Source organism: Streptomyces solicavernae (assembly GCF_029968095.1).
Taxonomy (GTDB): Bacteria; Actinomycetota; Actinomycetes; order Streptomycetales; family Streptomycetaceae; genus Streptomyces; species Streptomyces solicavernae.
Window position 1 is genome coordinate 16,918 of sequence record NZ_JASCIR010000034.1, and the last position, 24,345, is coordinate 41,262.

Below are 24,345 nucleotides of genomic sequence, written 5' to 3' on the forward strand. Positions count from 1 at the left end.
ACACGCGATCAGTGGAATGTATCCGTTCACGATCCGGACCTTCGGGCTACGAGCGGCGCAGCGCGACCTCTTTGACGAGCAGACCCGCGACGAGCATTACCGCGCCTGCCGCCGCGCCGGCGGGGAAAGCTGCCTGCAGTCCCTCGGCCGTGGCCAGCCGGTGTGCCGCACGGCTTGGCAGGTGCGCGGCTGTCACCTCCCGGACGCGGTCGTTGAACAGACCGCCCATGACGGCGACGCCGACCGAACTGCCCAGCATGCGAAAGAGGGTGACTCCGGCGGAGGCGACGCCGATGTCCCGCTGCTCGGCGCTGTTCTGCGAAACCAGCATCACGGTCTGGAGCAGACAGCCGAGCCCCGCGCCGAGCACGGTGACGCACAGGGCCGCCTCGAGCCGGGAGGTGCCGGTGCCCATCCGGGAGAGCATCGACATGCCGACGAGGAGGAGCGCACCGCCGGTCACGAGGAAGACCTTGTAGTGCCCGGTGGCGGTGATCACCCGCCCGGCGACCACACCGACGGCGGTCATCGCGAGGGGCATCGGCAGCAGCAGCAACCCGGAGGCCGTGGCCGACGCACCCTGCACAGCCTGCTGGTAGAAGGGCAGGAAGAGAGCGGCGCCGAACAGGACGAATCCGGTGAGGAAGCCGATCAGCGCCATTAGCGGGTAGTTGCGGTCACGGAAGAGGCGCGGCGGCACGAGCGGCTCGGCGGCGCGGGTCTGCCGCAGAGCGAAGGCGGCCAGGCAGACCGCTCCGGCGGCGGCGAGGCCGAGGACGGTGGCGGAGCCCCAGGCGTACTCGGTGCCGCCCCAGGAGGTGACCAGGACGGCTGCGGTGACGCCGGCCGTGAGCAGTACCGCGCCCAGGTAGTCGGCCCGCGCTGCGGAGCGCCGCGCGGGCAGGTGCAGCAGGGTGCCGACCAGAGCAAGGGCGAGGGCGCCGAGCGGCAGGTTGACATAGAACGCCCAGCGCCAGCCGAGGTGTTCGGTGACGGCACCGCCGACCAGCGGGCCGGCGATCATGGCGGTGCCCATCACCCCGGCCACCAGACCCTGGTAGCGACCCTGGCCGCGGGGCGGAACCAGCTCACCTATGATCGCGACGACGCCGGATATCAGGCCGCCTGCCCCCAGGCCCTGCACACTGCGGAAGGCGATCAGCTGGACCATGTCCTGGGCCGCCCCGCACAGCGCCGACCCGGCCAGGAAGATCGCGACCGCGGTCATGAAGACGCCCTTGCGGTCGTACATGTCGCCGAGCTTGCCCCAGACTGGCGTGGTTGCCGCCGTGGCCAGGGTGTAGGCCGTGACCACCCACGCCATGTGCTCCCGGCCGCCGAGCTCCCCGACGACCGTGGGCATGGCGGTCCCCACGATCATGTTGTCGAGCTGGGACAGGAGCATCACGAGCAGCAGCGGTGCCAGCAACAGGCGTACGCGGCCCGCCGGGGTCCGCGGCGCGCCGGCTGCATGCCGAGGGGCCGCCGCCATCGCCGCCGTACTCAGCCGATCTTCATCGTCGCCATCATGCCCATCGCCGAGTGGTCGAGCATGTGGCAGTGGTAGACGTACTCGCCGCGGTAGGCGTCGAAGGTGGCCTGCAGCTTGACCGTCTCGCCGGGCATCAGCCGCACCGTGTCCTTCAGCCCCTCCTCCTCGGGCCTCGGTGCGGCGCCCTGCCGCTCCAGGACCCGGAACTGCACCAAGTGCATATGGAAGTTGTGCGGCACCTTCGTGTTGGCGTTGGTGACGGTCCAGATCTCGCTGGCGCCGGAGCGTATGTGCGCGTCGACGCGCGCGTGGTCGTACAGCTTCCCGTCGATGTAAGCCTTCGGGTCCGGGCGGCCGTCCTCGTCCATGCTGAGGACGACGGTGCGCTCGGCGGTGGGCTGGGGCAGCGGCGGCAGCTTGCGCAGGACATCCGGCACCGAGCTGTTGTCCTGGGCGGTACGCGCCACGTCGAAGCGCATCACCTGGCTGACGTCCTCCACCGCCCCGAAGCCGGTGTTCTTCAGGACAAGCCTGGTGCCGACGGGATAGCGGGAGAAGTCGACGACCACATCGGCCCGTTCACCGGACGTCAGATAGACCGCCTTGGTGGTGTGCGGCCGTGGGAGCAGCCCGCCGTCGGAGGCGATCTGGGTCATGTCGCTGTCGTCCTCCAGACGCAGCTCGAGGAAGCGCTGGTTGGAGTGGTTCGCCAGGCGCAGCCGGTAGGAGCGGGCGGCGACCTTGAAGTACGGGTACGGCGCCCCGTTCACGAGCAGGGTGGTGCGGGCCCGGTCGCCCATCTGGTACTGGAGCGCGCCGGTCGCGGTGTCGAAGTGCGCGTCGCGAATCGCGATCAGGACGTCGTACTCGTCCGTGGGCAGCGGCAGCGCCTCTTCCTCGTCGTCGGTGAGCAGATAGCTGCCGTGCAGGCCGCGGTAGACGTTCTCGGCCTCCAGGTGGTGGGCGTGGTCGTGATACCAGAGCGGGGCGTGCGGCTGCTTGTTGGGGTACGTGTACTGGCGCTCCGCACCGGGAGCGATCACATCCATCGGGCCGCCGTCGTCGGCCGGCGGCACTGAGGCGCCGTGCAGGTGCACGGAGACGTCCACGTCCAGTTCGTTGCGCTGCCGGATGACGACGGGCCGGTTCCGGCGGGCCTTGATGGTCGGGCCGGGGAACTGGCCATTGAAGGTGCGCAGTTCGGTCCGGACGCCGGGCAGGATCTCCTTCGCCTGAGTGCGCATCGTCATCTCGTACGTGTCCACGCCGTCGGCGGTGGACACTGGTGCGAGGACCGGTACGAGGGGCATCTCCACGGCGAACAGCGGCACCGCCGCGTCGGCGGCCCCGCCGGGCGCGGGCGCCGCGCTGGCCCCCCTCGCGTTCAGGGCGGGCAGGAGCGAGACACCGGTGAGCCCGACGCCCGCGACGGATAGTCCTGCGCCCAGGACTCGGCGACGGGTGGCCATGGTCGATCCTCCGGCTGGTGTTGGGGGTGATCTGTGGGAGAGCAGAGGAGCACGCGGAACTCGGGCTTCGCTCGCGCCCGGCCCGCGCCGCGTCCCCGCAGCGACGCAGACGCCGGTCACGCGGGGCGCGCTCGACAGCCGTTCGAGCCGGGCGCGGTCGGAGCGGCGGACCCTGTGAGCACCGCCGGCGGGGCCGTGCCCAACCGCCCGCAGCTGCAGTGCGCTTGTCCAGCCACGGAATGGAGACTCATGTACGCGGAGGTGGCCGGGTTCTACGCTCGCCAGATGCGGCGCCTGGACGAGGGGGACGCCGAGGGGTGGGCGGACACCTTCACCGAGGACGCGGTCTGCCGGATCTCCACCCGCCCGGCGCCGATGCGCGGACGCGCCGAGCTGACCGCGGGTGCCCGCGCGGCGGTTGCGGCGATCGCCGCGGCCGGGGAGCAACGCCGCCACATGACCGGCATGTTCGAGATCGAGGAGCGCCCCGGCGGGATCCTGCGCGTGCACGCGCAGACGATCGTGTACGCGACCAGCGCGAGCGGTGAGTCGCGGGTGCACCAGGTCTGTGTCTGCGCGGACACTCTGGTGCGCGGGTCCGAGCGCGAACTCCTGGTCAGAGACCGTCGGATCGATGTCGACGGCGTGCCGGCCGGGACGGACCGCTGACCGGCTTTTGCACCGAAGCCGCAGCCGGGGACCGGACAGCAGTAGTGTCGGCGACGGCCTGCTCACCGACCCACCTGGGAGACACCTTGCTTCGTCAGCTCTCACACTTGAGCCTGGTCGCGGTGAACATAGACGGCGTCCTGCTCAACGACAGTTTCAGCCCGGTCATGCGCCGCCTCGTCGAGTCACGCGGGCGCGCCTACAGCGCCCGCTTCGAGCGTGAACTGCTGTCGCAGCCACAGCACGTCGCCGCCCGGTGGGCAGCAGACGAACTGGGCGGCGATGCCGAGCAGCTTCTGAAGGAATACTTCGCCCTGCGCGAGGAGTACGTACAGGAGCATCCGGTGCATATGCTCGACGGCGCCGCCGAGCTCCTTGCGACGCTGCGTGCGCTGCAGGTGCGAACGGTCTGCTATGGAGGGCTCGACCGGTCGCACTTCGCCCGTCATCTGGGTGAGTTCGCCCACTGCTTCGATGCGCCCGGATACGTCTGCACCAACGACTTCCGCCCCGGCATCCGGGAGATCACCGAGCTGTTCGGGCTCCGCCACGACCAGGTTCTCTTCATCGACGACGTGGCGCGCGTGGCGGGCACGGCGAGGGAACGGGGAACCGCCTTCATCGGGCACCCCGGCGAGTCCGGGCACGGCTACCAACGGCAGCTGATGGAGACGGCCGGGGTCCGGCACATCGTCGGCACGCTGTGGGAGATCGACGAGACTTTGCTGCGGACCGTCGACGCCGAGGCTGCCGCGGGCAGAATCTGGGGCTGATCCCCGCCGCGCAAAGAGGTCGGAGTATCGGATTCCCTTCTTTTCCGCGAGTTCGGCCCCCGCCGCGTCGGTATTCTCGGCCCAGACGGCATGGAAAACCCCTTGAGCGCGACTGGAGAAATCCGGGAGCGTGCGCGATTTTCGCTACTGTGCTCGCTGCGGCGAAGAGCCGCCGAGGATGAATCCGCGTTGTGCTTGGGGGTATCCGTGGAGATTCAGGTGCTGGGATCATTGAGCGCCGAAGTCAACGGGGGAGCGATCGTACCGAACGCGGCCAAGCCGCGGCAGATCCTCTCCCTGCTCGCGCTCCGCCCGGGGCGGATCGTGCCCGTCCATACGCTGATGGAAGAGCTGTGGGGGACCGAGCCCCCGCAGAGTGCCCGTACCACCCTGCAGACCTATATCCTCCAGCTGCGCCGGCGACTCGGCACCGCCATGGGCCCGGATGTTCCCGGCGCCGCCAAGGACGTGCTCGTGACCCGGCACGGCGGATATCTGCTGCAGATCCCGCCCGAGTCCGTCGATGTCTACCAGTACGAACGGCTGGTCGCCGAGGGGCGCGGGGCCTTTGAGGACTGCGACGACGAGGTGTCGTCGGTCTGCTTCCGGCGGGCCCTCGACCTGTGGCGCGGACCCGCGCTCGTCGACGTACGGGTCGGGCCGGTCCTCGAGATCGAGGTGCTGCGCCTGGAGGAGAGCCGTCTGGGCACCATCGAGCGGCGCATCGACGCCGATCTGCGGCTCGGCCGGCACTCCGAACTCATCTCCGAGCTGGTCGAGTTGACGGCTCGTTACCCGCAGCACGAGGGACTGCACTCGCAGGCCATGGTCGCCCTGTACCGCTCAGGCCGGCAGGCCGCGGCCCTGGACGTCTACCGCAGGCTGCGGACGCGCCTGATAGAGGAACTGGGCGTTGAGCCCTCGCCGCAGGTGCGGCGCCTGCATCAGGCCATGCTGGCTGTCGACCCCAAACTGGATATCGTCGCAGGACCCCGGCGCACCTCCACCTTCGACCTTTACGCGGCCTGATTCCGCAGGGCCGGTCGCCCTGAAGGCATTCTGCGCACGTCGCCCCCGAGTTATCGCCCGCCATTTCTGCTTCGGCCGTCGCCCAGGCGCAATTCCAGGGAGCTTCGAGCAATGGTCCAACCGGCTCGCGCATCGTACGGGAAAGCTTCCGAGGACCATGAGACTGGTCTCGGCGAAGGGAGAATCCGGTGGACGATCTTCCGCAAGAGGACGCCAGGGCGTTGAGCCATGTTCCGCCCTGGGTTCCGCCGCTTCTGCTGGCCGGCGTCGACGACGACACCGACGTCGCGCCCGAGGAGCCGAACATCGTACGCAGCATCGACTAGGGGCGTCTCCCCGATCCGGCAGCTGGGGGAGGAGCCGGAGGCTTGCGGGCGCTGCATCGGCACACGCCCGGATCGCCCGCGTACCACCGTATCGCCCTTGTACTGGACGTACTTGGGTGATTCGCGTGTGCGGCGGTGTGGGTACCTTCCGGACGCTCGGACAGTCGCGAGCCTGCAACGTTCGGGGCCCCTTGAGGACGTCACCGGGGGAGATGCTTCCTGCGACGCGGTCTTGGGCGGTTCGGTCGCCTCGTCAGGCGTGCTCCCACCTCCCCTGGCGTCCGGCCGCGGCCGCGCGGGGCTGGATGGAGTGCAGCTGGGGCCGGAGGGTTCAACCCACCGGCCCGAGTGCGCTACCGATGTGCCGATCCTATGTCTGTGCCCGCCGCGTCCAGCCGCCCCAGGGCCGGGCCGGCGGCGAGAGCAGGCAGATGGAACCCCCAGAAAGAGGTGAGGGCGTGCCGGGACAGCCACTGGAGGTCGTCGCGCCCGAGCACCTCGAATCCCACGGTGGACGCCGTGATCGCGCTGGCGGCGCTCTGCTGTGACACGTCCGGGGCGAGCATGTCCTCCCGTTCCGCCTCCGCGAGCAGCCGCTGGATGTGGGTGTGCCACTCCAGACGCAGATCGGGGCGGGGCCCGTAGCCCTCCTGGTTGAGCAGCACACCCGCCTTGACCACGCTGTCGGTCCGCAGGAGCGCGGCGATCGCATGTGTGGCGTCGACCAGCCGCTGCAGAGCGCACGCGGGGCTGTGATGGACGCGCTGGACCGCTGACCGGATGGACCCCACGGCCTGATTCACCACCGCCGCAGCGAGCTCCTCCTTGCGCTCGAAGTGGAAGTAGAGAGCGCCGGTACTGACGTTCGCCCGTCGGCTGACCGCCGCCAGGTTGGTGCGCACGAAGCCGTTCCGGTTGAAGACGTCGGCTGCAGCGGCGATCAGCTGGTACCGGGTGCGGACGGCTCGTTCCTGCTTGGTCATGTGACTTCCTGATGGGTGACGGGAACGAAGAGGCCAAAGTAAACCGCAAGGTCGGTTTCATTGCCAGGCTTGACGGGAACTGATCGCGCGCCTCGCCGGCCGGAATGGTTCCGCGGCGCCACCATCGGGGAGCGTGGACCTTTGACAAACGGCGGCGTCGGTTTGTAACTTCTTCCCTGTATCTCGTCCTGAGGCGCGTAGCTGAGCAGTGTCCAACGAGGGGCAGCCCGCCGTCCTCACGACCGCCGTCTTGATCGCAGCACAGATCCTCAAGGAGACAGCCAGACATGACGACCCGTGAGGTTGAGCACGAGATCACTGTCGCCGCCCCGGCCGCCCGCGCTTACCGGCTCCTGGCCGACGTGGAGAGCCTGCCTCAGATCTTCCCGCCCACCATCTTTGTGGAGCAGACGGAGCGCACGGACAACGAAGAGCGCATCCGCGTCTGGGCGACCGCCAACGGTGAGGCCGTGACCTGGTCCACGCGCCGCACGCTCGACGAGCAGGCGCTGCGCATCAGCTTTGAGCAGGACGTGTCCCCTGCGCCCATCGAGGCCATGACCGGCACCTACGTGATCGAGCCCGTCGAGGAGGACCGCTGCCGCGTCCGGCTGCTGTTCGACTACCGGGCTGTCGACGACGACCCCGAGTCGCTGACGTGGATCGACCAGGCGGTCGACGAGAACGCCCGCTCGCAGCTCGCGTCCCTCAAGAGCAACCTGGAGCAGGCGCACGCCGACCGTGACCTGACGTTGGTCGTCGAGGACACCGTGCGCGTCAACGGCTCCGCCAAGGACGCCTACGACTTCATCAACGAGGCTCAGTTGTGGGGCGAGCGGCTTCCGCACGTCGCCGCCGTCCGCCTCGTAGAGGACTCGGCAGGTCTGCAGACGCTGGAGATGGACATCAGCGTCGCGGACGGCCGCGTGCACACCACCAAGGCGTACCGCGTGTGTTTCCCGAACCACAAGATCGCATACAAGGCGGTCAGGCTGCCCGAGCTCCTGACCCTGCACACCGGTCAGTGGGAGTTCGAGGAGGACGGTGACGGGGTGTTGGCCTCGGCACGGCACATGGTGGTCCTCAACGCCGACGGCATCGCCGAAGCCCTGGGGCCGCAGACGACTGTGGCCGATGCCAGGAAGTACCTGCACGACGCGCTGAGCACCAACAGCCGGGTCACCCTGGCGCACGCCAAGGCCTACGCCGAGGGCAGGCGCTGAACGCGGACCCGGCGAGCGGGTCGGACGGCCCCGAACAGCAAGCGACATGCTGTTCGGGGCCGCTGTCTGCGTGTGGGGGAGTGGTCAGCGGACGGGTGAACCGCTCGGCTCCGGCGACGCCGCGGCACCGGTGCCTGCTGCGGCGGTCCGGCGCGGGGACCGGGGTCCTGCGAGCGCCGCGAGCGTGGCGGCACCGAGGGCGACCGCCGACATGACGAACGTCGTCGTGTAACCGGACTCGGCCGGGATCGCGGTGCCCGGAACGGTCGCCGAGGCCACGACCGAAGCGGCGACCTGCGCGCCGAGGGAACTGCCGATGGTCCGCATGATGGTGTTGATGCCGGTGGCCTCGCCGACCTGGCGCGGGTCTACGGCGGCCACCACGAGGTTGGCCAGGGAGGCATAGGCGACGCCCACACCGATGCCGAGCACGCCGGAACCGGCGTACAGCGCCCACTCGCTGTTGTGTCCGCCCGCGTAGATCGTGAAGCCCAGCGCTCCGATCAGGCAAGAGAACACCAGCGGCAGCTTGAAGCCGATGGCTGCGCCGATCCGGCCGGTCAGCGGACTGGCGATGAGCATGGTCACGGCCATGGGCAGCATGAAGAGCCCGGACTCGGTGACCGAGGAGCCGAACCCGAAGCCTGCCTCCGGCGGCGTCTGGGCGAGCAGCGGTACCAGCGTCAGCGCGCCGTACATGCCGAAACCGATGATGAGCGCGGCCAGATGAGAGGTCGTGACGGCGGGGCGGCGCAGCAGCTCCATGTCGATCAGCGGCTCCCTCACCCGCCGCTCGACGGCCACGAACGCCGCGCCGAGCACCACGGCGGCGGCGAACAGTCCTATGACGCCCGGAGAGTTCCAGCCCCAGGACTTTCCCTGGCTGATGGGGAGCAGCAGGGCGACGACGGCGGCGCTCAGAAGAACCCCTCCGACCCAGTCGACCCGGCCGGGCGAGCGGTGAGCGGACTCTTTGACGAACGCGGCGACCGCAAGGACGCCGAGCACGATCACGGCAAGGCCGAGCCAGAAGACCCAGCGCCAGCCCAGCGCGTCCACGATCGGGCCGGGCAGGATGAGTCCTATACCGAAGCCGATGCCGAATGTCGAGCTGATCAGGCCGATCGCTACGGGCACCCGCTCGCGTGGGAACTGCTCGCGTGCGATCCCGAAGGCGAGCGGGAAGGCGGCGGCACCGACGCCCTGCACGGAGCGGGCGGCGATCAGCACGCCCAGGGAGTCCGAGACCGCACAGAGCACGGTACCGACGGCGAACACGCTGAGGCAGGCGATCAGGACGCGGCGTTTGCCGAACATGTCACCGACCCGGCCGAGCAGGACGGTGGCCACGGAGGCCGTGATCAGGAATGAGCTGAGCACCCAGGACACGCCGGTCGTGCTGGTCTTGAAGGCTCGCTGCAGGTCGGGGAGCGCAGGCACGAGCATCGTCTGCATCAACGAGAAAGAGAGGACGGCGATGAGCAGTGCGGCGAACGGGGCGGCGACACCGGCGAGGGCCGTGCCGTGCCCCGCCGGTGAGTCTTTCGAGGCCTGAGTGTCGGTCATGGCTGGCTCCTCCAGAGTTCGGACGGGCGGTCCTGCGGCCGGCTCCGACTCAACCGCAGCCAACTCGTGGGGTACTTGGATGCCGTCGCGGAGCGCGCTTCTCACTTCTCCGACGAATCAGCGCCGCCAGGTGTGAGGCTCAAGCGTCCGTTGTCCATTTCTGTACTGAGATGTGGCCAGTCGACCTATCAAATCAAACCTTTGACAAACCGGCAGGACGGTTTCTGAAATCGAGCCCGCCAGTGCCCACTCCGACGCGGCGACATGCGGGAGCAGCTGATGAAACGGCAATCCCACGGATCTACTGGATGTGCAGAGAGACCGACTCCACCGGGGAACTCCCCTGACGACGCTGCCCCGCAGGCCCTTGCCGGACCTCGTCACGTGGCAGCCAAGCCGGGCGTCCCTGCGCGTACTCGTCGTCGAGGATGAGCCGCGGGCCGCCGAGTCCCTGGTGCAAGGCCTGTGTCGTCATGGCCACCGGGCGGAGAGCGTTTCCACGGGAGCAGAGGCGCTGCGGGCCCACCGGAGTGCGGACGACAATTGGATCAACGCAGCCATGGTCGAGCGGTGCGGGCTTGGCCTGAACCGCGAACCGGGCGACGTGGACGCGGCGCTGCTCAAGACCCTGCTGCACGACGAGGGGCTGCGCGCATCCGTCCGGGACGGTGCGCGCGCACTGGCCGCGGAACCGGGCCCCGAGCAGATCGTGCCGCGCCTGGCGAGCCTGACCGAAAAGTGACCTGGGCCGCCCCAGTCGAGTTTGAATCCTTGACCTCAACCCCACATGAGGTTCAAGACTCTTGTCAAAAGCAATCAAGGAGTACGACGTTGAGCGAAAACAAGATCGTCCTTGTCCTCGGTGCCACTGGGAATCAGGGAGGCGCGACTGCCAGGGAACTGCTCTCGCGCGGATGGAACGTGCACGCTCTGGTGCGCAACCCTGACAAGCCCGAGGCACAGGCACTCAAGGAGCAGGGCGCCGTGCTCTTACAGGGCGACTTGAACGACACCGAGTCGCTGCGCCGGGCCATGACCGGTGTGTACGGCGTCTTCAGCGTGCAGGCGCTGGCGTTCGAGCCGGAGACGCTCGCGGGCGAGGTGCGCCAGGGCAAGGCCGTCGCCGACGCGGCCAAGGAGAGCGGCGTCACGCACCTGGTGTACAGCTCCGTGGGCGGAGCCGAGCGCAGCACCGGCATCGACCATTTCGAGACCAAGGCCGAGATCGAACAGCACGTCCTCGAGCTCGGCATCCCGGCCACGATCCTGCGCCCGGTGTTCTTCATGAACAACCTGCTCGGTTACGCCGACGCCCAGGGCGAGCGGCTGATGGAGCTGCCGGTCAAGCCGGACAAGCCGATCCAGCTGATCGCCTCCGACGACATCGGCCACTTCGCCGCCGACGCCTTCGACGACCCGGAGAAGTTCATCGGCAAGCAGATCGAACTCGCAGGCGACGAGATTACGTTCGTCGAGATCGCCGCCGTCTACGAGCGTCTCACCAATACACCGACCCGCCTCGAGCCGCAGCCCATCGAGGACCGCATGTTCGAGTGGTTCGCCGAGGAGGGGTATCAGGCGGACATCCCGGCGCTGCGCCGACAGCACCCGGGCCTGCTGACGCTGGAGCAGTTCCTGTCCCGTCGCCTGAAGTCCGCTTCCTGACCCTGGGCCACACGGAGGCGCCCGTGGGAGACCGGCGGATCGAGGAGCGTGACGGCCTGGTGGAAGAGCCGCTCCTTCTCCTGTCGCGAGACCGCGGTGTCACCGTGGGTTCCGTCGCGCAGATCACCGAAGTGCCGTAGCAGGGCTGACACGTGCGGTGCAGGATCGGTCGCAGTGGTGGTGCTCATGGTCCTTCTCTCCTTCGTACGGGATGTTCAGCCGGTTGATTCAGCAAGGCCGGGGGCTGCCGCCGCTGAGGGATAGCGGCGGCGCAGAGCAGCTCCCAGCCATGGCCGCAAGGCGGACGGTCCCCCGGCGCGGCTCCGTCCCGGGGCGGAAGGCTGCAGAAATGCGCCGTGCGCCATCTGCGGAAACTCCTGGAACTCAAGGTCGTTCCCGGCCTCCCGCAGCCTGTCCGCGTACTGCCGTACGTCGTCCGCGACGGCATCGAACTCGCCGACGCCGAGGATGGCGGGTGCGAGCCCGCTGAGGTCGTCCACCTCGAACGGAGTGCTGGGCAGTGCGCTCCCCTTCGAGGCGCCCGAACGGTAGGACCGCCACGCCCCGGCAAGGCCCTCCCGGGTCGGGAAGTTGCCCTCGTACCGGGTGTAGGACGGGGCGCGGCACGACGGGTCGAACGGCGGATAGGCCAGCACCTGAGCGGTGAGCGGGCGCCCTTGGTCGCGTCGGACCACCGCGGCGCAAGCCGCCACCGTGCCGCCCGCACTGTCTCCGCCCACGCTTGCCGCGGGCAGACCTTCCTGTTCGGACTTGCGCTGCGCCCAGTCCAGAGCGGTGAGGACGTCGTTGAGGGCGGCGGGATGCGGATCGTCCGGCGCCAGCCGGTACTCCACGCTGACGACGGCGCACCCGGACAGCCGGCTCAGATCGGCGCACGGCCGGTGCCATCCGGCCACGGAGCCACCGTGCCAGCTTCCGCCGTGCGCCCACACCAGCCAGCCGCTGTGGCCGGCGGAGGGACGGAAGACCCGGACGGGGACGTCATGGGTGGCTCCTCGAATGTGCCCCGGCTGCCACTCGACGGCACGGGCCCGAGGCGCCTCACTCTTCGACATGATCGTTTTCCTCTCCTTTCGTCTCTGCTCAGCCGATTCCGGCCGTCGCGGCGCAGACGCGGTCACGGACGTCTCCTGCCGGGTCCAACTCCTGAGCCCGGCCAGTCGGTCCCACCGCGGCAAACGAGCGGGCGCCCTATCGGCTCGGTCTGTTGGTGTGTTGTTTGTTGTGGAGGAAGAGGGCGGTGGTGGCGACGCCGATGAGGACGATGGCGGTGTTGATGAGGACGGCGAGGGAGACGCCGTCGAGGACGGCGGTGGGTCCGGTGCGTCCGGCCATGTGTCCGGTGGCGATGGCGCTCATGATGGGTGTGCCCATGGTGATGCCGATCTGCTGGGTCATGGTGGCCAGGCCGGTGGCCATGCCTTGTTCGTGGTCGGGCAGGCCGGAGGTGGCGGTGACCATGAAGCCGACGATGACGAGCATGTTGCCGATGCCGCCGGCGAAGGTCGCGGCGAGCAGGAGCCAGATGAAGGAGCGTTCGTCGCCCAGGAAGTAGAGGGCGAAGGTGGCGACGGCCTGGAGGAGGCCGCCGAGGACGAGGGTGGACTTGGTGCCGAGTTTCCCGATGACCTTGGCGGCGAGGGAGCCGCCGATGACGGTGCCGATGCCCAGGACGGCGAAGGACAGGCCGGCCGCGAGCGCGGAGTAGCCCAGGACCTGCTGGAGGTAGAGCGTCATCAGGAAGACCAGGGAGGTCTCGGTGATGAAGGCGATGGCGCCGGCGATGTTGCCCCAGGCCACGGTGCGGCGCTTGAGGATGGTGACCGGGACCAGCGGGGAAGCGGCCCGCTTCTCGATCGCGTAGAAGGCGATGAGAAGGAGGACGCCGACGGCCAGGGACAGCAGTGCGGTGGGCGAGCCCCAGCCGTGTTCACCGGCCTGGGTCAGGCCGAAGACCAGGGCGAGCAGGCCGACCGTCGCGGCGATCGCGCCGGGCATGTCCAGCTTCGGACGGGACTCGGGACGCGACTCCTTGATCACCGCGGGAGCGATGAGCAGGACCGCCAGCGCGACCGGCACGTTGATGAAGAACGACCACCGCCACGACAGCAGATCGGTCAGCACACCACCGAGGATCGCGCCGGTGGTGAAACCCGCCGACATCAGCGCACCGTTCAGGCCCAGCGCCTTGTCACGCAGCGGGCCCTCGGGAAACGACGTGGTCAGCAGGGACAGACCGGCCGGAGTGACCGCCGCGGTCGCCAGCCCCTGCGCGACCCGGGCGATCAGCAGCATCTCCGGCGAAGTGGCCAGACCACCCACCAGAGACGAAACACCCAGGACCGCCAGCCCCAGCAGGAACAGCCGCCGCCGCCCGAACAGATCCGCGATCCGCCCGAACAGCAACGTGAACCCCGCCGCGCACAACGCAAACGACGTCGCGATCCACTGCAGATTCGCCAGCGAGAATCCCAGACCCTCACCCATCACCGGCAACGCCACATTCAGGATGGAGAAATCCACCGCAAGCATGAACTGCGCAACCAGCAACACCACCAGAACCAGACGCATCCGCCCCGTCATCCGCGACGGAGCAACACCCCCACCCCCAGCACCACTCCCGACAGACACCTCATCAACCACCGACATCACAAACTCCCCTTCTTCCCGTAGAGCGACTACGGAGTGGAAGCCTGCCGTCGGTCCAGAGGTCTACCCAGACCTCAGATCTGACTACGCAACCCGTCACCATTCCCGGCGAGACTGGTCATGACAGGAGTACCCTCAGCCCTTCCCCTCAGCCGAGGATCATGGACACTCGAAGACATGAACGCACAGTCGGAACTGGGGGACTTCCTGCGGAACCGCAGGGCCGCGCTCAGGCCGGAAGACGTCGGCCTGCAGTCCTATGGGTCACGCAGACGCGTTCCCGGTCTGCGGCGTGAGGAACTGGCGCTGCTCGCGGGAGTCAGCGTGACCCACTACACCCGCCTGGAGCAGGGACAGAGCACCAATGCCTCGGACGCCGTACTCGACGCGGTCGCCAGGGCCTTGCGCCTCACTGAGGACGAGTGCTCCCACCTGCGGGACCTGGCACGCCCCGCCCGGCCAGGACGTGGCCGCCGCGCATTGCCCACGGAGCAAGCCGGCCCTGGTGTGCGACAGCTCATCGAGGCCATGACCGACGTGCCCGCCGTGGTTCTCGACCGGCGCAACGATGTCCTGGCATGGAACCCGTTGGGACACGCGCTGCTCGCCGGCCATCTGGACGCGGCCGCTGCCGAGTCCCCGTCGAAGCGCCCCAACCTCACCCGCATGCTGTTCCTGGACGAGCGGACCAGAGAGCTCTACGCGGACTGGAAGGAGGAAGCGCAGACAGCCCTCGCGGCCCTGCGCCTGGTCGCGGGACGGCACCCCGACGACCGGCCCCTTGCCGAACTCATCGGTCAACTCGCCATGCAGAGCCCCGAGTTCGCCACCATGTGGTCGCGCCATCCGGTGCGCAACTGCGTGTCCGGAACGAAGCACCTGCTGCACCCGCTGGTGGGCCCCTTGGAGCTTGCCTTCGAAACCATGCAGTTGGCGGAGACCGGCCACCGCATGCTCGCCTACAGCGCCGAACCGGGCACGGCGTCCGAAGCAGCCCTCCGCCTCCTCGCCGGCACGTCAGCGGAGACTACGCAGGGGGAGGCGAACGCGGGCAGCGCTCTGCCCTTCACCACGATGCCGCCCGAGAGCCGATGACAGCCGGCCTGTGCTGACGGGCCGTTACCGCCTTGGCCGCTTCGGTAAATCGTCAGCCGTCGAACCGCCGAGCGGCAGGTACCTGCCCAAGTCGCACGACGGTCTTTGACGCCGCCGTCTCCCGGGACCGTTGCTGCCCGATGCGGCCACCTGAGGATTACGCACGGATGCGCTCGCCCTTGGCGGACAGGGTACGGCTGGTTCGGGCCCGGCTTCCCATGAGCGATACAGCCACGAGGGACCACTTGGCGGACTTGCTCATGTCGGTTCGTCCGCGTTCTCGGATCTGCGTGCGAGGGGGCGGCGGCCTCGGGAACTGCGGCAGCGGCCCCGGGGTGCACCCCGGGGCCGCTGTCAGGCGTGGTCGTCAGCCGGTGTGGATCAGCTCGGGAGAGCGGTGAGCGGGAACTCCGTCACGGTGCCGACAGTCTCGCCGTTCGCGTCGACCAGCTCGGCCGGGCTCTGCAGGTCGAGCAGGTCGCCGCGCGGCGGGAACTGGTTGATTTCGCCGCCGAGCTGGACCGCGGCCTTGGTGCTGAGCGTCACCGGGTCCATGCCGTCCTTCTGGATGGTCACGTTGCCGGTGGCCGACAGTTCCAGCTTGGCGGGGAAGGGCTGCAGGAGGCTGTTGAAGGACGCCGTGCCGACGCCCTTGCTCTCCACCACGATCTTGCCCAGGTCGGGGTCCTCGGCGGTGACGGTGAGGGTGCCGGCGACCTTCGTCTCCAGGTCGCCGAACGTGGGCGCTTCGATGGTGAGAGATGCCTTGCCGGTGAGGTTGAGGGTGTGGGTCTGGCCGTTGAGGTTCATCTCCACACCGGTGACGGCCACCGGGAACTCGGCCTGCAGCGGGACCGCCGCCTGTGCCGTCGAGGCAGCAGCCGCGGGACCTGCGGGGGCTGCGGCCGTGGCGGCGGGGGCGACGGTGAGGAGGACCGCGCCGGCAGCGGCGGCGACTGCAGTGGCGAACCGGATGTTCACGTAGATCTGTCTCCTTGAACTGGGTGGGGGGTGACTGTGTGTCACGCTGCGGCGCGCTTCTCGCCGGGAGCCGGCGAGTCGCACGCTTCAGCGAGTTCCAAACGGTCGTTCTCCTCTATCTGTGCATGGCGGACCGCGGGATCTCACACCCCTCACCGCCGACCCTCCGAGTGGCCCACGGAACCCCACCCGATCGGCAGAGCACGGCGGGCCAATGTGGGGCGGCAGATCTTTCCGGTGGGACCCAACGGCATCTGCCCGACGCGCAGCAGCAGTTCCGGCAGTTTCCGGCGCTCCAGACGGCACTCGCCCTCCAGGAATCCGGTGAGCTCGGCCAGGCTGAGGGCCGCGGTGCCCGGCACCTCCCGGACGCAGGCGCACAGCCGCTCGCCCAGGTCCTCGTCGGGTACGCCGACACAGGCGACCTCGGCGACCGAGGGGTGCCCGGCGAGCGCCTGCTCCACTTCGGCGGGGCTGATGTTGTAGCCGCCGCGCACCACGATCTGCTTGAGCCGTCCCAGTACGTGCAGCCGGCCGCGGGCGTCGAGCCGGCCGCGGTCGCCGGTGCGGACCCAGCCGTCCGGGGTGCGGTAGCGGGCGTCGAGCTCGGGGGCCGCCACGTAGCAGAGCGGGGTCATGGGGCCGCGTGCGCAGATCTCGCCGGTCGCCTCGGTGATGCGGATGTCGGCAACGGCCGGGTCGGGCAGGCCCGTTCCGGCGTCCGGTGTGGTGCCGGTGGCGGCGGTGTGGCAGTTGACGCCGTCGGAGGAGCCGTAAATGGTGATCACGGGGCAGCCGAAACGGCGGGCGCAGACGTCGGCGGTGGTGGGCGGCAGTGCGTCGCAGCTGGAGACCACGGCCCGCAGCGCGGACAGGTCCTCGTCCGGCGGCGGGGGCAGTTCGGCGAGCCGCCGCAGCATCGTCGGCACGCCGAAGACGTGGGTGGGCCGGTGGACGGTGAGCGTGCGCAGGGCCGCTTGCGGGTCGTAGCCGTCCTGGACGATCAGCGTGCCGCCGAGCGCGGCCACCGTCACGGAGGTGCCGAGCGAGCCGTAGGAGGAGGCGAGCGGCGCGAGGAGCAGGTTGCGTACGGGTCCGGGGGCGCCGCGGGACAGGGCGCGTACGTAGTTGGCGCGGCCGCCGCCCATCGCGTTGTGCGAGTAGGCGATCATCTTGGGCTCGGACTCGGAGCCGGAGGTCACCAGGATGCGGGCGGGTGCCTCGGCGTCGACGGGCCGCGGCGTGAACGGCCGCCGGGCCGGGGACCGCAGGTCGACGCCCGCGGGGTGGGTCGGCTCGCCCCAGCTGAACACGGCCCGTAGGTAGGGGAGTCGGGCGTCCGCGGGCAGGGCGGAGGTGGCGTCGGAGTCCCGTTCCACGATGATCGCGCTCGCCCGGGAGCGGGTGAGGAGGCTGACCGGGCCGCGGCTGCCGTGCCCCGGCGGGTAGGGCAGGGCGACGGCGCCGATCGCGGCAACCGCCAGCTCCGCGGCCACCGCCCGGCGCCCGTTGGGCACGCGTACGGCGATGATGTCCCGTTGCCCGAAGCCGTGTTCGGCGAGCCGGGCGGCGATGTGCCGTACCCGGGCGTCGAGTTGGGCGTAGTCGAGGCTGCCGTCCGGGTCGACGACGGCTGTGCGGGTGGGGTGGTCCCGTACGTGCTCGGAGAAGAGGCGGTAGAGGTCGCGGTCGGGGCACAGCCCCTCGGCGACCCAGGCGCGGCGGAGCGCGGCCGGCACCAGGTCGCTAAGGACGATGCCGTTGGCGGAGGTCCAGGGGTGGGTCACGCGAACTCCCAGGGCGGGTGGACGAAGGTGTGGGCGCCGGGGCCGAGGGCGGGGGCGAAGCGCGGGTCGCGGGAGAGGGCGGCGAGGTCGGTGCACACGGGGGTCGCCGTCGTACCGGCGCTCGCGAGCAGCGACTGGAGCTCGGCGCTGGAGCGGCAGGCCGCCGCGGCGGCGAGCGCGGCCGGGTCGGCGGCGGTGCCGAGCGCGCGGGCGGCGATCTCAGGGCGCTCGCGGGCCTCGGGGGCGAGCCACAGATAGCCGTCGAGGGTGGCCAACGGCCGTTCAAGCGGCCCCCATCGGGCACGCCGCGAGGGGCGGGGTACGAGTGCGGAGGCCGAGTGGAGCGAGGAAACGGCGCGTTGGCCGTGGCCGGTGCGGAGCCGGGTGAGCAGCGCGGCCAGTACGGCCTGGGCGCTGAGCAGGCCGCCGAGGACGTCGGTGACGGTCAGCAGGGACGTGCGCGGCGGCTCGTCCTCGGGCCGGAGCGCGGCGGCCAGACCGCTGTGGGCCTGGACCAGGTAGTCGGTGCCGAGCGGCGGCCGGGGCCCGAGCGCGTCGCCCCAGCCGGACGCCCACACGTACACCAGACCGGGCTGTACGCGGTGCAGGTCCTCGGCGTCCAGGCCGAGCCGGGCGGCCTTGCCGGGCGCCCAGTTGTGCAGGAACACGTCGGCGTCGCGGGCGAGTTCGCGTACCGCGTCGCGGCCCGCCGCCGTGGTGAAGTCGATCTCGGTGACGTCCTTGCCGGCGTTGAGGGCGCTGAAGCGGGCCGAACAGCCCCCGGCCATGGGCGGGATGCCGCGCATCGGGTCGCCGTCGGGCGGTTCGATCCGCAGCACCCGCGCGCCGAGGAGCTGCAGCACCCGCCCGGCGAGCGGACCCTGCACCCGCCGCGTCGACTCCACCACGCGCAGTCCGGAGAGAGGGAGTTGGGGGAGCGGGGCGCCGCCGGGGGCCGTGCGGGCGGGGCCGGGCAGCGGGGTGAGCGTCCAGGGCCCCACCTGCTCCGGCGCGGAGGGGTCCTCGCGTACCGGGAGGAGGGCGGCGCCCGCGTGGTCGGCGGCCTCGCGGAGCACGCTGAGCGGGACGGCGCGCACGGCCGCCGCGAGCGCGGGGTCGAGGGCGCACACGGCGGTCCCGAAGCGCGTCTGGAAGGGCCGCCAGCCGTGCCGGACGGCCGCGCGGGGCGCGTTCAGGTACTGCCAGAAACGGAGCCACTGCTCGGCGTAGAGCGCCTCGATCTCGATGCGCACCCCGTCGGCGGACACGAACTCCGGCCTGCCCGCGATGAGTTGGTCTTCGTACGCGGGTGTGTCCGCGGTCGCGGCGGCCAGGTACTGGCCGAGGGCGAACAGCGCGGCCTGGCCCACCGAGGTGCGTACGGCCCGGGTGGCGCCGCCCCGGGACCGGGCGACGAGGGCGGCGGTCGCACCCTGGGCGGCGAGGATCCCGGCGGTGGTGGAGGCGAAGTCGACGGCGAGGGGGGCGGGGCGGCCGGCGGCCAGGCCGTGGACGTGCATGAGGCCGCAGGCCGCCTGCACGTCCCGCTCCTCGGCGAGCGGCAGCCGCAGCGGCCCCGCCCAGTCGACGGCGCAGCTGACCTCGCCGGCGCCGGGGTCGGCGAGCAGGCCGACGAGGCGGGCGGCAACCTCGGCGGCCACCGGCGGACCGGTCACCGAGGCGGGCGGAGCGGCCGTCGTCATCGGGCCCCGGCCTCCCCGGTGAGCGGGCGCCTGCCCTGCACCGAGTACAGGACGCTGGAGACGGCGCTGAACGACGGGTCCTCCATCAGGGCGCGCACCCGGTGCAGCTGCTCCCGGGTCAGGCCGGCGGCGAGCAGCCCCTCCTGAAGGTGGTGGGTGTGGTGGAGCTGCAGGCGCAGGGCGGGGGAGCCTGCGGCGCGCAGGTCGATCCGGGGCCTGGGGTCGATGTCGACCAGACCGGCGGCCCGCATCGCGGCCGGCACCTGCCGCCCCCACTCGGGATCGCCGCCGCCGGTGCGCAGCACCGCGCACTTGGCGTCGAGGAAGGCCCGGTAGAGGCGGGCGGACTCCGCGTCCGGGGTGAGCAGCGGCGACTCGTACGAGGTGTCGAACTCCTCGATCTGCAGCCGGCCGCCAGGCTTCAGGGCGCGGACGAGCTTGTCGAGGACGGCGCGCCGCTCCGGCAGGTGCTGGAGCACGAGGCGGGTGCTGATCAGGTCGAACTCGGCCTCGGGCAGCGGGTCTTCGACGATGTCGTGGCGCAGCACGGTGAGGCAGGGCCGCTTCGGGATGTGGTGTGGTTTGACGTCGGTGGCGACGACCTCGCCGTCGGGAGCGACGCGGTCGGCGAGCCAGCGGGCGACGCTGCCGCTGCCGGCGCCGACCTCCAGGCAGCGCCAGCCGCGGGTGACGCCGGTCTCCGCGAGCCGGGCGCAGGTGGCCGTGTCGTAGGCGTCGGAGAGGCAGCGGTGCTGTTCACGGCTGTGCACGCTGTCGTTGTCGAAGACGTAGCCGGGTTCTTCGGCCAGGCGGGGAGGCATGCGGGGGTGGTTCCTTCCTCGGGCGGGCGCGGGGCGGGCGCAGGGGGGCGCGGGGCGGGCGCGGGGGTACGAGGCGGCGCGGTCAGGTCCAGCGGCCGGTGCCGCCGGTGCCTTCGACGCCGGTGAGCTGCTGCAGGAGCGCGCTGCGGCGCACCTTGCCCGTGCCGGTGCGCGGCACGTCGTCCCACGTCAGCGCCACCGGGTCGGCCAGCGGGGGCAGTCCGCGCACGGCCGCCCGCCACTGCTCGGCGTCGAGGCGGCCGTCGGCGGTGACGAGGACGGGCAGCGGCGGCCCTTCGGCGCCGGTGAGGACGATGCACTCAAGCGCCTGCGGCAGCCGCTCCTCCAGGAGGTCCTCGGTGCTGAGGCAGCTCAGCTCGGAGCTGTGGTCGACCTCCCGGTCGAGCAGTTCGACGCTGCCGTCGCGGCGGTGTACGGCGATGTCGCCGGTGTTCCACCAGTCGCCGAGCTGCTTGGCGGCCCAGCGGGCCTCCTCGCCAGGATAGGTGAGGGCGCGGGCCCCGGTCCTCGCCAGGACGAGCCCCGGCCGTCCGCGCGGCACCGGCCGGAAGGTCTGCGGATCGACCACCCGCAGCCGGGTCCTGACCGGCACGGGACGGCCCAGGTTGCGCACCCCGGGCCCGCCGAGGCCGCCGTCGGAGGTGCGGGTGTGGAAGCGGAACGTCAGCGGCCCGGTCTCGGTCTGGCCCCAGCCCTGCATCCACAGCGGGCTGCGGTGCCGGCTGGCCACGAGGTAGGCGCGGATGACGGGCGGGTGCACGGCGTCGTAGGTGCTGCCGAAGACGCGTACGTTGCGGAAGGCGTTGTCGAGCCGCTCGGTCAGCGGCCGGAGGCGGACGTACGCGCTGGGCAGGGCCTCCACGAAGGTCGGCGGGTGGGCGCGCAGCAGGGGGTCGGCGCGGAGCGGGTCCTGGGTGGTGAGGACGACGACGCGGGCGGGCGCCAGGCACAGGACGCTCGCGGTCCAGCAGAACGTCCGGCCGTGGGCGAAGGAGTTGGCGTTGAGCAGGGTGTCGGTGCGGCGCACCCCGATCTTCGGGTAGCGGACGCATTCGGAGCGGGCCAGTTTGCCGATGATGGTGCGGGTGGAGTGCGCGACGAGTTTGGGGACGCCGGTGGTGCCGGAGGTGTGGTTGATGACGAGGGGCGCGTCGTCGCTGCGGCGCACCGGGGCGGGCGGGCGGTGGCCGCGTACGTCGGCGGGGCCGAGGGTGCCGGGGACGCCGTCCGCGTCCACGACGAGGGTGGCGGCCGAAGGGGCGGTCAGGTCGGCGTCGGCGCGCCGGGCGCGTTCGAGGACGTTCGCCGAGGTGACGAGGAGCTTCGGGGCGACGCGGGCGAGGAGCGTGGCGAGGGCGTCGCCGGACAGGTGCGCGGAGAGCTGGGCGGGCACGGCCCCGAGGCGTACGGCGGCGCAGGCGAGCAGGTCGTAGTCCCAGTGGTTCTCCTTGACGATGGCCACCCGGTCGCCGGCGCGCACTCCGGCGGCGGCCAGGTGTCCCGCCGACTCCCGTACGAGAGCGGCGAGTTGGGGGACGGTCCAGTGGGTGCCGCCGTCGGGGGCGATGTCGAAGGGGCGGTCGAGATGGACGGCGGTGGCGTGGCCGCGGTCGGCGCACTCGTCGAACAGGACGCCCATGTCATGCGGTTTCACGGCTTCTCGCTCCTCGGTGCGGGGGCTGCCGCGCGGGTGGCGGCGGCCGTGGGGGAGGGGTGGACCCGGCTGAGGACACGGGCGGCGGCCAGGGCGCCGGAGCGTACGGCGGCCTCACTGGCGGGGCACAGGGTCAGCCAGTCGCCCGCGTACTCCACCCGGCGCGCGGGGCGGGCCGCGAAGCGCGGCCGGTGGGCGAGCGCCGGGGGAGTGGCCTCGGGCAAGGCATGGGTGAACGAGTGCACGAAGTGGTCGCGGACCGCGCCGGGCAGGCCGGGCACGTAGCGGGCGGCGGCCCGGATGAGCCGGCGGGCGGTCTCCTGCGGGTCGGCGCCGCGCAGTTCGGGGATGCGGCGCGGGTCGGCCACGAGGGTCAGCAGGCCCGCCCCCGCGGGGGCCCGGCCGGGGTGTCTGGCGTGGTCGATCATGATGCCGGCGAGCAGGTCCTCCTCGGGGTCCGGGGTGAACAGCGCGTACAGCGGCCGCGGGGACGGCGGGGCGAGCGGCCGGTCGAGGAGGCAGCTGACCTTGAGGTTGGGGGTGAAGGTGCTGGCGGTGAGGAAGTCCCGCTCGTCCTGCGGCGCCCCGGGGTGCAGCCGGGCCGCCACGGGCGCCGGTACGGCCAGGACCGCGGCCCGTGCGGTGACGGAGCCCGCGGGTGTGCGCAGCCGCACTTCCCGTCCGTCGTCGACGACTTCGTGCACCGGGGTGCCGGTGGTGACGTCGAGGTGCTCGGCGAGGCGGCGGGCGGGCAGGTCCATGCCGTCGTGGTAGGTCCGCCAGCCGGAGACCGGGCCCGCCGTCTGCATCAGTCCGATGAGGGGGGCCGCGGCGGAGCGGGCGGTGTCCCAGCCGAAGGAGCCGCCGACGACGGGCTGCAGCAGATAGTCGTGCAGCTCGCGGTGGTAGCCACGCGCCAGGGAGGCGACGGTGCGGGCCCCGACGGGGGTGCGCTCGGGGTGGTCGATGTCGAACCGGCCGCGGTACCGGGCCGTCCAGGCCAGGAAGCGGGCCAGGTCGAGGCGGGCCCGCGGGGACAGCCCGGCGCCGGTGACGAGCGCGGCCGCGTCACAGAGGCCGGGGTGGGCGCGGCCGTCGCGCCACACGCCGAGTCCCTTCCCGATCCGCGGCACCTCACGGTCCGTCACACCGAGCCGGGCGAGCAGCTCCCAGGTGGCGCGGTAGCCGCGCTCGGGGAGCTGCTCGGCGCCCTCGTCGACGACATATCCGTCGTGCCGGAAGGAGCGCATCCGGCCGCCGACGTACGGCAGTTCCTCGAAGACGCGCACCGTGAGGCCGGCGCGCCGCAGTTCGTGCGCGGTGGTCAGGCCCGCGATGCCGGCGCCGACCACGGCCACGTCCAGTTCCGGGCTCATCCGGCCACCTCCACGGCGAGGATCAGGTTGGCGGCGATCAGCAGCGCGAAGCACACCCGGTGCGCCCGGAAGCCGAGTCTGCGGGCGCGCAGGATGTCACCGCCGCGGAAGCCGATCACGTACTGGCGGACGCGGAGCGCGGTCACCGGCAGCATCAGCAGGACGAACCACCAGGGCGCGATCCCCGTCGCCGAGGCGCCCGCGACGAGCAGGAACTCGGCGGCGGCCAGCGCCCCGACGAAGACGGCGTTGCCCCTCGGGGAGAGCAGACAGGCCGCGGTGGGCCGGCGCACGGAGCGGTCGCCGGGGATGTCGTTGGTGTTGGAGCAGACCCCGCACATCAGCGGCCCGAAGCCGAACAGCACGGCCTGCACCAGCACAAAACCGGAGAAGCTGCCGGTGGCGAGCCCGTACGGCGCAAGGACCAGACCCACGCCGAGCCCGCAGAGGAACGCCTCCTGGAAGCCGTGGTAACTGATCTTCAGGCCGTACGAGTACTGCACCGACGCCGCGAACAGCAGGACCGTCACCAGCACCGCCCACACGCTCCGGTGCGGGGCGCTCGCGACGGCGGCGGTCCACAGGGCGGCGCCGGCGGCCGCGGTGAGCCAGGCGAAGCCGAGCGCCTCGCGTTCCGTCAGGGCCCCGGCGACCAGCGGCTTGCGGCGTTTGTCGCGCAGCGGGTCGTCCGGGCCGTAGTTGGTGGTGTCGCTGCCGTCGCGGTAGCCGGTCAGGTCGTCGAAGGCCGTGCCCGACATGATCACGAAGACCGAGCCGAGCAGGAACAGGGCCGCCGCCGGCAGCGCCGCCGACACCGCCCGGCCCTCCTGCGCGAGTGCCGCCGAGAGGGCCACGGCGATCGACGGGTAGTAGTCGTAGACGTCGAGTTTGCCGAGCCGGGCGTAGCTGCGGAGCTTGCTCTCCACCAGCTCGCGGGGTGCTGAGGGCGGGGCCTCGGCGCGGGTCGTCATCGGCCCGTTCCTTTCCTGCTGAGTGGTTCCCGTGCGGAGGCATCGAGAAGGGGCGCCGGAAAATGAGGGGC

21 protein-coding genes are annotated in these 24,345 nt (G+C 71.2%); 8 read left to right on the plus strand and 13 right to left on the minus strand.

Annotated features, from left to right (window positions below; translation table 11 throughout):
• Window positions 1-46 precede the first annotated feature (46 nt).
• Window positions 47-1,492, minus strand: coding sequence for an MDR family MFS transporter (locus QIS99_RS27310; protein WP_282516345.1), 1,446 nt, complete (start codon window positions 1,490-1,492; stop codon window positions 47-49).
• Window positions 1,493-1,503: 11 nt separating this feature from the next.
• Window positions 1,504-2,961 (minus strand): multicopper oxidase family protein, encoded by a 1,458-nt coding sequence (locus QIS99_RS27315; protein ID WP_282516346.1) that lies wholly within the window; start codon window positions 2,959-2,961, stop codon window positions 1,504-1,506.
• A 249-nt stretch (window positions 2,962-3,210) separates the two neighbouring features.
• Here QIS99_RS27315 and QIS99_RS27320 point away from each other — a divergent pair, with 249 nt between their 5' ends.
• From QIS99_RS27320 to QIS99_RS27335, 4 genes are all read left to right on the plus strand, one after another.
• Window positions 3,211-3,630: a nuclear transport factor 2 family protein gene (locus QIS99_RS27320; RefSeq protein ID WP_282516347.1), complete on the plus strand. Its 420-nt coding sequence runs from the start codon at window positions 3,211-3,213 to the stop codon at window positions 3,628-3,630.
• Between the two features lie 122 nt (window positions 3,631-3,752).
• On the plus strand, window positions 3,753-4,403 hold the full coding sequence (locus QIS99_RS27325) for an HAD family hydrolase (protein WP_282516348.1): 651 nt from the start codon (window positions 3,753-3,755) through the stop codon (window positions 4,401-4,403).
• Between the two features lie 207 nt (window positions 4,404-4,610).
• Window positions 4,611-5,432, plus strand: coding sequence for an AfsR/SARP family transcriptional regulator (locus QIS99_RS27330; RefSeq protein ID WP_282516349.1), 822 nt, complete (start codon window positions 4,611-4,613; stop codon window positions 5,430-5,432).
• A 188-nt stretch (window positions 5,433-5,620) separates the two neighbouring features.
• On the plus strand, window positions 5,621-5,758 hold the full coding sequence (locus QIS99_RS27335; protein WP_282516350.1) for a hypothetical protein: 138 nt from the start codon (window positions 5,621-5,623) through the stop codon (window positions 5,756-5,758).
• Window positions 5,759-6,111: 353 nt separating this feature from the next.
• Here QIS99_RS27335 and QIS99_RS27340 read toward each other — a convergent pair whose 3' ends face one another.
• The gene (locus tag QIS99_RS27340; protein ID WP_282516351.1) at window positions 6,112-6,741 is read right to left on the minus strand and encodes a ScbR family autoregulator-binding transcription factor; all 630 of its coding nucleotides are present in this window, start codon (window positions 6,739-6,741) and stop codon (window positions 6,112-6,114) included.
• A gap of 287 nt (window positions 6,742-7,028) precedes the next feature.
• On the opposite strand from QIS99_RS27340, the gene QIS99_RS27345 reads away from it, so the two are divergent.
• On the plus strand, window positions 7,029-7,964 hold the full coding sequence (locus tag QIS99_RS27345; RefSeq protein WP_282516352.1) for an aromatase/cyclase: 936 nt from the start codon (window positions 7,029-7,031) through the stop codon (window positions 7,962-7,964).
• An 84-nt stretch (window positions 7,965-8,048) separates the two neighbouring features.
• On the opposite strand, the gene QIS99_RS27350 is transcribed toward QIS99_RS27345, so the two are convergent.
• Window positions 8,049-9,530, minus strand: a complete 1,482-nt coding sequence (locus QIS99_RS27350) for an MFS transporter (RefSeq protein WP_282516353.1) — start codon at window positions 9,528-9,530, stop codon at window positions 8,049-8,051.
• A 367-nt stretch (window positions 9,531-9,897) separates the two neighbouring features.
• Between QIS99_RS27350 and QIS99_RS27355 the strand changes: the two genes are divergently transcribed.
• Together QIS99_RS27355 and QIS99_RS27360 are read left to right on the plus strand one after the other, a co-directional pair.
• Window positions 9,898-10,272 (plus strand): hypothetical protein, encoded by a 375-nt coding sequence (locus tag QIS99_RS27355; RefSeq protein WP_282516354.1) that lies wholly within the window; start codon window positions 9,898-9,900, stop codon window positions 10,270-10,272.
• Between the two features lie 89 nt (window positions 10,273-10,361).
• The gene (locus tag QIS99_RS27360; RefSeq protein ID WP_282516355.1) at window positions 10,362-11,195 is read left to right on the plus strand and encodes an NmrA/HSCARG family protein; all 834 of its coding nucleotides are present in this window, start codon (window positions 10,362-10,364) and stop codon (window positions 11,193-11,195) included.
• A gap of 215 nt (window positions 11,196-11,410) precedes the next feature.
• Here QIS99_RS27360 and QIS99_RS27365 read toward each other — a convergent pair whose 3' ends face one another.
• Together QIS99_RS27365 and QIS99_RS27370 are read right to left on the minus strand one after the other, a co-directional pair.
• Window positions 11,411-12,271: an alpha/beta hydrolase gene (locus QIS99_RS27365; protein WP_282516356.1), complete on the minus strand. Its 861-nt coding sequence runs from the start codon at window positions 12,269-12,271 to the stop codon at window positions 11,411-11,413.
• Between the two features lie 136 nt (window positions 12,272-12,407).
• On the minus strand, window positions 12,408-13,865 hold the full coding sequence (locus QIS99_RS27370; protein ID WP_282516357.1) for an MFS transporter: 1,458 nt from the start codon (window positions 13,863-13,865) through the stop codon (window positions 12,408-12,410).
• Window positions 13,866-14,042: 177 nt separating this feature from the next.
• Here QIS99_RS27370 and QIS99_RS27375 point away from each other — a divergent pair, with 177 nt between their 5' ends.
• Window positions 14,043-14,960 (plus strand): helix-turn-helix domain-containing protein, encoded by a 918-nt coding sequence (locus QIS99_RS27375; protein ID WP_282516358.1) that lies wholly within the window; start codon window positions 14,043-14,045, stop codon window positions 14,958-14,960.
• Between the two features lie 381 nt (window positions 14,961-15,341).
• Here the strand turns inward: QIS99_RS27375 and QIS99_RS27380 are convergent, their stop codons facing one another.
• The 7 genes from QIS99_RS27380 to QIS99_RS27410 all read right to left on the minus strand — a co-directional run bounded on the left by QIS99_RS27380 (window position 15,342) and on the right by QIS99_RS27410 (window position 24,274).
• Window positions 15,342-15,941 (minus strand): hypothetical protein, encoded by a 600-nt coding sequence (locus QIS99_RS27380; RefSeq protein WP_282516359.1) that lies wholly within the window; start codon window positions 15,939-15,941, stop codon window positions 15,342-15,344.
• 152 nt (window positions 15,942-16,093) lie between these two features.
• Window positions 16,094-17,728, minus strand: coding sequence for a class I adenylate-forming enzyme family protein (locus QIS99_RS27385; protein WP_282516360.1), 1,635 nt, complete (start codon window positions 17,726-17,728; stop codon window positions 16,094-16,096).
• Window positions 17,725-19,431, minus strand: coding sequence for a CoA transferase (locus tag QIS99_RS27390; RefSeq protein ID WP_282516361.1), 1,707 nt, complete (start codon window positions 19,429-19,431; stop codon window positions 17,725-17,727). Before QIS99_RS27390 ends, QIS99_RS27385 begins: the two co-directional genes overlap by 4 nt.
• Window positions 19,428-20,252: a class I SAM-dependent methyltransferase gene (locus tag QIS99_RS27395; RefSeq protein WP_282516362.1), complete on the minus strand. Its 825-nt coding sequence runs from the start codon at window positions 20,250-20,252 to the stop codon at window positions 19,428-19,430. The genes QIS99_RS27390 and QIS99_RS27395 overlap by 4 nt, the downstream gene beginning before the upstream one ends.
• Window positions 20,253-20,334: 82 nt before the next feature.
• A complete protein-coding gene (locus QIS99_RS27400) occupies window positions 20,335-21,912 on the minus strand; it encodes an AMP-binding protein (RefSeq protein ID WP_408909650.1) in 1,578 nt (525 codons plus the stop codon).
• A gap of 11 nt (window positions 21,913-21,923) precedes the next feature.
• Window positions 21,924-23,303 (minus strand): protoporphyrinogen/coproporphyrinogen oxidase, encoded by a 1,380-nt coding sequence (locus QIS99_RS27405; RefSeq protein ID WP_282516364.1) that lies wholly within the window; start codon window positions 23,301-23,303, stop codon window positions 21,924-21,926.
• Window positions 23,300-24,274 (minus strand): UbiA family prenyltransferase, encoded by a 975-nt coding sequence (locus QIS99_RS27410; protein WP_282516365.1) that lies wholly within the window; start codon window positions 24,272-24,274, stop codon window positions 23,300-23,302. Before QIS99_RS27410 ends, QIS99_RS27405 begins: the two co-directional genes overlap by 4 nt.
• Window positions 24,275-24,345: the final 71 nt, after the last annotated feature.